This is a genomic window from Thalassotalea sp. PP2-459, from assembly GCF_001913705.1.
GTDB lineage: Bacteria > Pseudomonadota > Gammaproteobacteria > Enterobacterales > Alteromonadaceae > Thalassotalea_C > Thalassotalea_C hakodatensis.
The window spans coordinates 1-2,096 of sequence record NZ_MKQD01000010.1 but is presented as its reverse complement, the minus strand read 5'-3'; the positions used below and the strand labels follow the sequence as shown (position 1 = coordinate 2,096).

The following is a 2,096-nucleotide window of genomic DNA, read 5'->3' as shown; positions in this document are numbered from 1 at the left end:
ATCGTTAACATAGAGGATATTACCTTCTAAGTTAGTTATTGATACAAGCGAGTGTTGGTCTAAAGCAAACTTTGCTGCCTCCGCTTGTTCCTTAACTATGGCAAGATTATCTATATTTTCTATTTGTTGTGAATTATCGGTTTGGCTTACTAGCTTGAATAATTGCTCAAGCAGTGAACCTAATTTTTTAAGTACGTTATTCATCTATGTTTGATATAGACTAAAAAGTGATATATCAATTTCCTTTATTGATGCGTCTCTCTTAGCTTAGTTCAGAAATAGGTTATTTAGTAATTGTAATAGAAACTTTCTTGAATAAATGGTTGACTTTATCAATTTATAGTCATGTATTACTATATCTGATAGCTACATTTTTATGACCTTAAGAATGTAGCTATCAGATAATTGTACCTTTCCCTATACAAGGCTTTCGGCATCATATAGATATCTAAAACAGATCCTGCTTTAAATTATAAAAATCAAAACATTAAGTTAACAACAAAATATGTATTGTGAACAAACCGATAAGTCGGTTACAATAATTTTATACAACATTGAGGTTATTGTATGAGAGATGCAGAACAAACTCGCCAAAAAATTTTAGAAATTACCGCAGATGAGATTCATCAACATGGTTTTCAAGCCACAAGCTTGTCAACTATATTATCCCGTTGTGAAATTTCAAAAGGTGCGTTGTACCATCATTTCGATAATAAACTCGTATTGGGCTATGCTGTTTTTGAAGAAATTTTCACGCCAATGTTTCTAGCCACTTGGCAGCCTGCCGTTGAAGCAACAGATCCTATTGACGGTTTATGTAAATTCTTTAAAGAAATCTCGCAAGACATGAGCTGTGAAGACATTGTTTGCGGTTGCCCTGTAAATAACCTATGCCAAGAAATGTCAGCTGTAGATGAAGGTTTTCGTTTACGTATTTTAAACATGCAACAACAATTAAACCACTTAATTGCCTTTAATTTACAACGGTTTTCAGCCCATTTACGAAATAATCTTGATTTCACTCAAGTAGCTTATTTTATCGTTTCTAGTTTTCACGGCGCTTATAGTTTAAGTAAAAGCGCTAAAAATAAAGAACTTTTTGATAAGGTGGTTGATGAGTTATGTATTTACCTCAATAACTTACGAAACACTTAACCTGCATTATTTAAAATAAACATAACTTACAACAAAAATATTATAAAAAAATGTTTACAGACCGCCTGGTCGGTATGTAAAATACTTTCTCATATTCACCAACTCTTTAATAAGGACATCCAATGAGAACAGCATTTTTCTTGCTTTTATCTGTATTTTCTCTTTCCCTTGCCGCTCAACCTACACTAACGCCGAAAGAAGTAATCAGCCAAACTGGCGATAAATTGTTTTCTCGAATTGCTGCTAGCCAAACGGAATTACAGAAGTTTCCAGAGTTAATGCGTAACATTGTTGAAGAAGAATTAATGCCTGCTGTAGATTATCGCTACGCTGCCTTTAAAATACTCGGCAAGCACGTCAGAAAAGCATCTAAAGAACAAAGAATAAAGTTTGTCAACTCGATGAAACACTATTTAGTCAGAACTTACGCCACAGCTTTGAACCAATATAAAGATCAAAAAGTGAGCTACGGACAATCTAAACTTTCTAATAGCGGCAAGTTAGCGTCAGTTGATGCGTTAATTTCTGAAAACGGCAAACCTGATATCCATTTAACCTTTCAAATGCGACAAAACAGGGAAACGGGTCAATGGAAAGCGTACGATATGATTGTTGAAGGTATCTCTTTGCTAAGTAGCAAACAAAGTGAATTCAATACGCGCATTAATAAATACGGACTTGATCAAGTCACCATTGAGCTTGCTGCATTGAACAAATAACAGTGTGTAAAAAATTACTTATCTCCCACTCATGGAGCTTAGCCAGTCATCGACTGGCTTTTTTTTGTTAGCGAATAAATAATACCAATTCGCATAAATATTCGGTCATTCAGCGAAAATTAAACGCTTTAGAGGCGCGATAATTGCGCAAAACGTATTTGATGTAGAACAACTATACCTGCACACGTTTCGCTTATTCTCCCACCTCTGACATCGCTCTGA

General features: G+C 34.7%; 3 protein-coding genes. 2 read left to right on the top strand and 1 reads right to left on the bottom strand.

Going from position 1 to position 2,096, the window contains the following annotated elements; all coding sequences use genetic code 11:
• A partial coding sequence (locus BI291_RS18375; RefSeq protein ID WP_175573058.1) for a hypothetical protein occupies positions 1-204 on the bottom strand: 204 nt, incomplete at its 3' end.
• A 363-nt stretch (positions 205-567) separates the two neighbouring features.
• Here BI291_RS18375 and BI291_RS00625 point away from each other — a divergent pair.
• Positions 568-1,155 carry a TetR/AcrR family transcriptional regulator gene (locus tag BI291_RS00625; protein ID WP_074495414.1) on the top strand — a complete coding sequence of 196 codons (588 nt, stop codon included), beginning with the start codon at positions 568-570 and terminating at the stop codon, positions 1,153-1,155.
• Between the two features lie 122 nt (positions 1,156-1,277).
• Entirely contained in the window at positions 1,278-1,874 is a 597-nt protein-coding gene (locus tag BI291_RS00620; protein WP_074495412.1) for a phospholipid-binding protein MlaC, read from the top strand.
• Positions 1,875-2,096 lie beyond the last annotated feature (222 nt).